The 7,891-nt window shown below is 74.3% G+C and carries 5 protein-coding genes and 1 pseudogene; 5 read left to right on the top strand and 1 reads right to left on the bottom strand.

Features of this window, described 5'->3' with window-relative positions:
• Positions 1 to 121: 121 nt before the first annotated feature.
• From ACGFIO_RS12150 to ACGFIO_RS12135, 4 genes and pseudogenes are all read left to right on the top strand, one after another.
• Entirely contained in the window at positions 122 to 787 is a 666-nt protein-coding gene (locus ACGFIO_RS12150; protein WP_392825456.1) for a winged helix-turn-helix domain-containing protein, read from the top strand.
• The gene (locus ACGFIO_RS12145) at positions 784 to 2,058 is read left to right on the top strand and encodes a sensor histidine kinase (protein ID WP_392825454.1); all 1,275 of its coding nucleotides are present in this window, start codon (positions 784 to 786) and stop codon (positions 2,056 to 2,058) included. Before ACGFIO_RS12150 ends, ACGFIO_RS12145 begins: the two co-directional genes overlap by 4 nt.
• Positions 2,055 to 3,053 carry a glycoside hydrolase family 26 protein gene (locus tag ACGFIO_RS12140; RefSeq protein WP_392825452.1) on the top strand — a complete coding sequence of 333 codons (999 nt, stop codon included), beginning with the start codon at positions 2,055 to 2,057 and terminating at the stop codon, positions 3,051 to 3,053. The genes ACGFIO_RS12145 and ACGFIO_RS12140 overlap by 4 nt, the downstream gene beginning before the upstream one ends.
• 79 nt (positions 3,054 to 3,132) lie before the next feature.
• Positions 3,133 to 5,598, top strand: a pseudogene (locus ACGFIO_RS12135) (BTAD domain-containing putative transcriptional regulator); the annotation flags it as partial.
• Between the two features lie 566 nt (positions 5,599 to 6,164).
• Here the strand turns inward: ACGFIO_RS12135 and ACGFIO_RS12130 are convergent.
• A complete protein-coding gene (locus ACGFIO_RS12130) occupies positions 6,165 to 7,250 on the bottom strand; it encodes a dipeptidase (protein ID WP_392825449.1) in 1,086 nt (361 codons plus the stop codon).
• A gap of 78 nt (positions 7,251 to 7,328) precedes the next feature.
• On the opposite strand from ACGFIO_RS12130, the gene ACGFIO_RS12125 reads away from it, so the two are divergent.
• Positions 7,329 to 7,811 carry a GNAT family N-acetyltransferase gene (locus tag ACGFIO_RS12125; protein ID WP_392825447.1) on the top strand — a complete coding sequence of 161 codons (483 nt, stop codon included), beginning with the start codon at positions 7,329 to 7,331 and terminating at the stop codon, positions 7,809 to 7,811.
• The last annotated feature ends 80 nt before the right edge of the window (positions 7,812 to 7,891 follow it).

The raw sequence follows: 7,891 nt of genomic DNA, 5'->3' as shown, positions 1-7,891 counted from the left end.
CCCCGCGCGCGCGCCCCGCCCCCCCCCCGCCCCGGCCGCCCCCCCCCCCCCCCCCCCCCCCCCCCCCCCCCCCCCCCCCCCCCCCCCCCCCCCCGCGGCGGGAACCCTATACTCGCCGGTCATGCGGGTGCTGGTGGTGGAGGACGATCGCGAGCTCGGTCCGGCCATCACCGCGGGCCTGCGCACCGGCGGCCTGGCCGTCGACTACGCGTCCAGCCTGGCCGAGGCCGACCTCAAGGTGTCGGTCAACCGCTACGACTGCGTGGTCGCCGACCGCGGCCTGCCCGACGGCGACGCCCTCGGCCTGATCGGGGCGTGGCGGCGCGCCGGGCGCACGGTGCCGGTGCTGGTGCTGACCGCGCTGGGCGCCGTCGAGGACCGGGTCGCGGGGTTCGAGCACGGCGCGGACGACTATCTGGTCAAGCCGTTCGCCCTGGCCGAGCTGCTCGCCCGGGTCCGCGCCCTGGGCCGGCGCGAGCAGCATCCACGGCTGCCCGAGCTGACCGTCGGCGACCTGACCCTCGACGTGCCGAGCCGCCGAACCCGCCGGGGCGGTGTGCTCCTCAGCTTCACCGCCAAGGAGTTCGCCGTGCTGGAGGCGCTGATGCTCCGGGCCGGGGCGGCCGTCACCCGCGGCGAGCTGCTCGAACGCTGCTGGGACGAGATGGCCGACCCGGCGTCGAACGTGGTCGACGTGGTCATCGCCAACCTGCGGCGCAAGCTCGGGCCGCCTGACCTGATCGAATCCCTCCGGGGTGTGGGATACCGCATCCGCGAGCCGGCGTGACCGCCCGCCGGCCCGCTGCCGCCCGGCTGCGCCGGACGCGGTGGACGCTGACCTTGCTGTACGCCGTCGTGAGCACGATCTCGCTGGTCACGCTGGTGATCATCGCCGCCTCGATCGATGCCGGCTCGCGGTCGCGCGACCTCGACTCGGAGGTCAAGGGGCGGGCCGAGGCGTTGTCCCGGGCGGTCTGGATCGACCAGGGTGTGCTGCATCTGGAGCCGCTGTCCGAGGACGAGCTGGCCCAGGCGTCGGACGTGACCGCGGTGGTGCAGCGGGCCGGGGCGGCCGGCGTACAGTCCCGCTGGTCGCGGCCTTCGAACGCCGGCGTGCTGCCGCCGGCGGCCCGGCTCGACGAGCTGTGGGCGACGACCGTCCGGGAGCAGGGCCCGGTGTTCGCGACGATCGCGGCCCCCGACGGCCGGCGGCTGCGCTGGGCCACCGCACCGGTGTGGGACACCGACCGGATCGGGGCGGTGGTGCTGATCGCGGTCGACCTGGGGCCCGGGGCGCGCAGCCACGCGCAGCTGGTGCTCTGGCTCGCGATCGGTTGCGGGGTGCTGGTCCTGGCCTCGGCCGGCACCGGTCACCTGCTCTCGGGCAAGAGCATGCGGCCGTCGATGCGGGCCCTGGACCAGCAGGAGCAGTTCCTGGCCGAGGCCGCGCACGAGTTGCGTACGCCGCTGGCCACCCTGCGGCTGGCGATGGAGAGCGGGACCGGGACGGCGGCCGCGGTCCGCCACGTCGATCACCTCGACCGGCTGGTCACCGGCCTGCTCAGCCGGGCCCGCATCGACACCGGGACCAGGTCGCTGGAACTCACCCCGCTGCGCCTGGATCTGCTGGTCGAGCAGGTGGTGGACGAGCTGCCGCACCGGGACGCGCCGGTGTCGGTGCGCACCGAGCCGACCGTTGTCCTCGGCGATCCCGACCTGCTGGCCCAGGCGGTCCGGAACCTGGTCGAGAACGCGCTGCGCCACGGTGGTCCGGCCGACCGGCCGGCCGTGGTGCGGGTGCGGGTCTCGGCGGGCCGGGTTTCGGTCCGCGACCACGGGCCGGGCATCGCCGACCGGGACCGGGAGCGGATCTTCGGCGACCGGGTGGCCGGCGAGCGCGGCGGCACCGGGGTCGGGCTGGCCATCGTGCGCTGGGTCGCCGAGTTGCACGGCGGACGGGCGTACGTGGCCGACGCACCCGGCGACGGCGCTCTGGTCGAGCTGGCCCTGCCGACTTCATCATCCGCTCATGGTCCGGCTGGCACCCTGCCGTCATGAACAACGATCCCGGCCACCGTCCCCCTCGGTCCCGCCGCGTCGTCACGGTCCTCGCGGCCGGCCTCGGCCTGGTCGCGGCGGCCGCGGTGGCGGTCACCCAGACCAACGCCTTCGGCTCGACGACCCCCCACGTGATCGACATCCCCACGGCCAAGGTCGCCGTCTCCGGGCCGCTGGTCCCCGCCCAGGGCGCACTGCTCGGCCACTACTACGGCAACGGCACGATCGCGCAGACCGACCGCCGGATCGGGCGCAAACCGGCCGTCCACCTCACCTACTACGACTTCGCCGGCGACGACTGGATCAAGTCCCAGGTCAACACCTCGGACTTCGCCGACGGACGGATCCCGCTGGTCAACGTCGAGCCCAACGACGTCGACTTCAACGACATCATCGGCGGCCGGTACGACACGATGCTGACCCGGCGGGCCGACGACGCCAAGGCGCTCGGCCGGCAGTTCTTCGTCGACTTCGCCGCCGAAATGAACGGGGACGAGGGGTGGGGCGGCCACGACCCCGCCCGGTACGTCGCCGCCTGGCGGCACATCCACGACATCTTCGCCGCGCGCGGGGCCACCAACGTCGTCTGGGTCTGGTGCCCGAACAACGAGGACTCGCCGGACAGCCCGCCGGCGATGAACTACTACCCGGGCGACGCCTACGTCGACTGGACCGGCATCGACGGCTACAACTGGGGTACGTCCGACCGCGACTTCGAGTGGCAGAGCTTCCGGGACGTCTTCGCCCGCCTGTATCCGCAGCTGGCGGCCAAGAACAAGCCGATCATCATCGGTGAGATGGCGTCGGACGAGGTCGGCGGCAGCAAGGCGGCCTGGATCGACGACATCGTGCCGACGATGACCGGCGCCTACCCCCTGATCCGGGCGATCGTCTGGTTCGACGTCAAGAAGGAACGCCGCTGGCAGATCAACTCGTCCGACGCGGCGCTGGCGGCCTATCAGCGGCTGGCGCGGAACCCGTACCTGAACCCCTGACGCGAGACGGCCTCGACCGGCTGCCCTGTGACCTACCGGACGGCGGGCTTGATGATCATCGTCTAGCCTGGCTCCTCCGATGGAATCATTCCATTCGTGGGGGTTGCTCGTGCGGTTTCGGTTGCTCGGGCCGGTCGAGGTCTCGGCCGGCGAGCGGGCCGTGCGGCTGGGCGCGCTCAAGCAACGGCATCTGCTGGCCGCGCTGCTGTTCGACGGGGGCGGCCCAACCACCTTCGACGCGCTCATCGACCGGCTGTGGGACGACGACCCGCCGGCCGACGCGCGGGGCACGCTCTACGGCTACGTCGCCCGCCTGCGCCGCACCCTGAAACTCGTCCCCCGCGAAACGGCGACCGGCCCGGGCACGGCGTGGGAGCCGGGCCCGGCCCGGGACGAGGTGCGGCTGGAGCGGTGGCCGGGCGGCTATCAGCTGCGCGTACCCCCGGCTACCGTTGATCTCTTCCGGTTCCGGGCGCTGGTCGAACGGGCACGGACGGCCGACCGGCGGGCGCTGCTCGACGAGGCGCTCGGTCTCTGGCGCGGGGACGCGCTGGGCGGCCTGCCGGGCGAGTGGGCGGCCCGGGCCCGGGAGGGGCTGGAGCGGCAGCGTCAGGCCGCACTGGCCGACTGGGCCGAGGTAGCCCTGGCCGACGGTGACCACGCCGCGGTGATCGACCGGCTGACCGCCGCGCTGACCGGCGGACCGCTGGCCGAGCCGCTGATCGCGATGCAGTTGCGGGCTTTGCACGCGGCCGGGCGTACCCCGGAGGCCCTGGATCTCTTCGCCCGCTCGCGGGACCGGATCGGGGCGGAACTGGGCGCCGAACCGGGCCGCCTGCTGCGCGAGACGCACACCGCGATCCTGCGGGCGCCGGGACCGTCGCTGCGGTCGGCGCTGCCGCCGGAGCTGGCTGACTTCACCGGGCAGGACAGCGCGGTGGAGGCGGCGCGGGCGGCGCTGATGCGCGAGCCACGGGTGGTGGTGCTGTCCGGCCCGCCCGGTGCCGGGAAGAGCGCACTGGCCGTGCACCTGGCGCATCGGCTGGCGACTGATTTCCCCGACGGGCGGCTGTTCCTGAACGTCGGCGGGGCCGATCCGCTCAGCCCGCCGGAGGCCGTGAGCCGGGCGCTGCGGCTGCTCGGCGTCACCGACGCCGACGCGCACGGAAATCCGGACCTGCGCGAACGGGTCGCCCGCTACCGCTCCGAGCTGTCCGGGCGACGGATGCTGGTGGTGCTCGACGACGCCGCCACGGCCGTGCAGGTGCAGCCCTTCCTGCCCACCACGCCGGGGGTGGCGCTGCTGGTGACCAGCCGGTCGCGGCTCTCCACCCTGCCGTCGGCGGCCCGGGTCGAGTTGGGTGTTTTGTCCGCGGCCGACGCGCGGGCGCTGCTCACCCGCATGATCGGCACCGAGAGGGCCGGTGCCGATCCCGCGCAGACGGCCCGGCTGGCCGATCTGTGCGGGCGGCTGCCGCTGGCCGTACGGGTGGCCGGGGCGCGGCTGCTGGCCCGTCCGCACTGGACCGTGGCCCAGCTCGCCGACCGGCTCAGCGACGAGCGCCGCCGCCTCGACGAGCTGGCCGTCGACGAGCTCGAGGTGCGAGCCGGCCTGGCCGTCAGCTACCGGGGCCTGCGGCCGCGGGCACAGGAGGCCTTCCGCGCTCTCGGCGCCCTCGACCCGCCCGATCTCACCGCGCTGACCGTGGCGGCGCTGCTCGGCACCGGCCTGACCGAGGCCGCCGACCTGGTCGAGGAGATCGTCGACGCGCGGCTGCTGGACGTGGTCGCGGCCAGCGGCTGGACCACCCGCTACCGGATGCACGACCTGGTCCGGCTGTACGCGGCCGAGCTCGCCGGCGACGATCGCGAGCCGGTCGCCCGCGCGGTCACCGCGATGCTGCGGATGGCGGAACGCCTGGCCGAGCCGTTGCCGCTGGCCATTCCCCGGATGTACCGGCCCGGCGGGCTGCCCGAGCCCGGCCCGGCCTGGGCCGCGGCATTGGACCGGATCGACCTGCCGGTGTTCTACGCGGCCGAGGAGCCCGCCCTGGTCGCCGCGGTCGAGCGGGCCGCGACGCTGGACCTCGACCAGGCCGCCTGCGCGCTCGCCGACGCGCTCGTGTTCGCCTCGTTCGCCAAGGTCAACAACTTCGCGGGCTGGGCCCGGACCCACGCCGCGGCGGCCGACGTCGCCGCCCGCACCGGCAACGGGCCGGCCGCCGCGGTGATCGCCTGCGGCCGGGCCCAGCTCGACTACAAGCAGGACCGGCTGGCCGCGTCGCGCGAGCAGTTCGCCGCCGCGGTCGCCCTGTTCGAGGCGGCCGGCAACGAGCGCGGGCTGGCCGTGGCGCTCAACGGGCTCGGCACGGTCGGGCGCGAGCTGGGCGAGCACCGGGAGGCGTTGCCGCAGATCGAGCGGGCGCTGGCCATGCTCGAGCGGCTCGGCGACGACGCGGGGGTGGCGCACGCGCACTACAGCGCCGGGTTCGCGTACCGGGAGCTGGGCGACGACGACCGGGCGCTATGGCACCTGCGGCAGTCCCGGGACCGCTACAGCGGGTGCGGGCACGAGCGCGGCGAGATGATCGCGATCCGGGCGATCGGGCTGGTCCACCGGGCCCGGGGCGAGCCGGCCGAGGCCGAACGGTACTGCGTCGAGGCGCACCGCCGGGCCACCGCGATCGGTGACCTGCACCTGATCGCCTACGCCACGCAGGCCCTGGCCAAGCTGTGGATCCGCCGCGGTGAACCGGACCGGGCCGCCGGACCGCTGGCGGCCGCGTCGGCCACCGTCACCGCCCACCACGACGGGCAGGGCGCGGCGCTGGTCAAACGCACGATCGGCGAGATGCACCTGGCCGCGGGCCGGTTCCCCGAGGCGGCCGAGCAGCTGGGCCGGGCCGCCGCCGGGTGGCGGGCGATCGGCATGGAGCTGGGGCACGCGCGCACGCTGCGCGACCTGGGTGCGGCCCGATGTGCGATGGGTGACCATGCCGGCGCGCACGCGGAGTGGTCGGCCGCGGCGGCCACGTTCGCCCGGCTGGGCGTACGCGAAAAGGACGAGCTGACCGCCTGGCGGGCCAGCTGGGGATGTCACTGCGCCCCCGATCAGCTGATCGCCGCAGTGTCGTCCGCCGCGCGCAGCACGCGCAACACGTTGCCACCCGCCAGGGCGGCCAACTCGTCCGCCGACCAGCCGCGCCCGGACAGCTCCGCGAACAACCGCGGATAGCCGGACACGTCGGTCAGCCCGGAGGGCATGTCGTCACAGCCGTCGAAGTCGCCGCCCAGCCCCACGTGCCGGACGCCGGCGACCGCGCGGACGTGCTCGACGTGGTCGGCGACCTGGGCCACGGTGACCGGCGGAGGCGGCCCGAGCCGGACCGCGGCGACCGCGCGGGGCTGGCCGGTCCGGCGTACCTCGGCGTCGCGCTCCTTCTCCCACGTGTAGCGTTCGGCCGACACGAAGGCCGGCACGAACGTCACCATGCACACGCCGCCGTTGTCGGGCAGCCGGGCCAACACCTCGTCGGGCACGTTGCGCACGTGCTCGCAGAGCGCCCGCGCCGACGAGTGGCTGAACACGACCGGCGCCCGGGTGGTCTCCAGCGCGGCGCGCATCGTGGTGTCGGCGACGTGCGAGAGGTCGACGAGCATGCCGATCCGGTTCATCTCCCGCACCACGTCCCGGCCGAACTCGCTGAGCCCGCCGCACGCCGGTGTGTCAGTGGCGCTGTCGGCCCAGGCGGTGTTCCGGGTGTGGGTCAGGGTCAGGTAGCGGACGCCGAGCTGCCGGAGCATCCGCAGCACGCCCAGTGAGCCGCCGATGCTGTGCCCGCCCTCGGCACCGAGCAGGCTGGCGATCCGTCCGCCCCGGAACGCCGCCGCCACCTCGTCGGCCGTGCAGGCCGGCGTCATCCGGTCGATGTGCCGGCCGACCAGGCGGCGGACCAGGTCGATCTGCTCCAGCGTCTGCACGACCGCCTCGGGTTCGGGCAGGTCGGCCGGCACGTAGACCGACCAGAACTGGGCGCTCACCCCGCCCGCGGTCAGCCGGGGCAGGTCGGTCCGCGCGTCCGGCAGGCCCCGGTCGAGCTCGAAGCGGTCCAGGTCGGCGTCCGACACGGGGCCGGCGGCGAGCGTGCGCAGGGCGTACGGCAGATCGTTGTGCCCGTCGATCAGCAGGCGGGTCATGTGAGGATCTTGCGATGTCGACCTTGCAGATTTCTGGCAGTACTTCTGGTCGATCGGGCTGTCTGCCAGGATGCTCGGATGCTGACCGTACGGCCGATGACCGAGTCGGAGTTCACCGCCTGGCGGCGGGAGTCGATCGAGGGATTCGCCGCCCAGCAGGTCGAGAGCGGCGTGTGGGCGGCCGGCAACGCGGTCGAACGCGCCACCGCCGAGACCGAGAAGAGCCTGCCGCAGGGCCTGCACACCCCCGACCACCTGCTACTGGTCGGCGAGGAGGGCGGCGTACCGGTCGGCCATCTGTGGATCGCCCTCAACTCACCGCGGCAGAGCCCCGGCGCGGCGTTCCTCTACGAGATCCGGATCGAGGATCACCACCAGGGCAAGGGGTACGGCCGGCAGCTGCTCACCGCGGCCGAGGAGGCGGCCCGCGCGAACGGCCGGACCTCGCTGGTCCTGAACGTCTACGGCACCAACACCCGCGCGATCCGCCTCTACGAGACCGCCGGCTACGAGGTGATCACGCAGCAGATGCGCAAACCCCTCAAGAAGAAGATGTCGTAGCTCAGTGGGTGGTGCGGACCGCAGCTCCCGCCGGGTCGCTGCGCTCCACCTGCGTAAATGGTCACCGTTCCCACCCACAG

It is taken from the genome of Actinoplanes sp. NPDC049265 (assembly GCF_043197135.1).
Lineage (GTDB): Bacteria > Actinomycetota > Actinomycetes > Mycobacteriales > Micromonosporaceae > Actinoplanes.
Note: the sequence above shows the minus strand (reverse complement) of the source record. Positions and strands in the feature narration are given on the sequence as shown.

What these genes read in the sequence shown, in the direction of transcription:
- ACGFIO_RS12140 (WP_392825452.1), top strand. Translation starts at nt 2,055, where the DNA reads ATGAACAACGATCCCGGCCACCGTCCCCCTCGGTCCCGCCGCGTCGTC.
- ACGFIO_RS12130 (WP_392825449.1), bottom strand. Translation starts at nt 7,250, where the DNA reads ATGACCCGCCTGCTGATCGACGGGCACAACGATCTGCCGTACGCCCTG.
- ACGFIO_RS12150 (WP_392825456.1), top strand. Translation starts at nt 122, where the DNA reads ATGCGGGTGCTGGTGGTGGAGGACGATCGCGAGCTCGGTCCGGCCATC.
- ACGFIO_RS12125 (WP_392825447.1), top strand. Translation starts at nt 7,329, where the DNA reads ATGCTGACCGTACGGCCGATGACCGAGTCGGAGTTCACCGCCTGGCGG.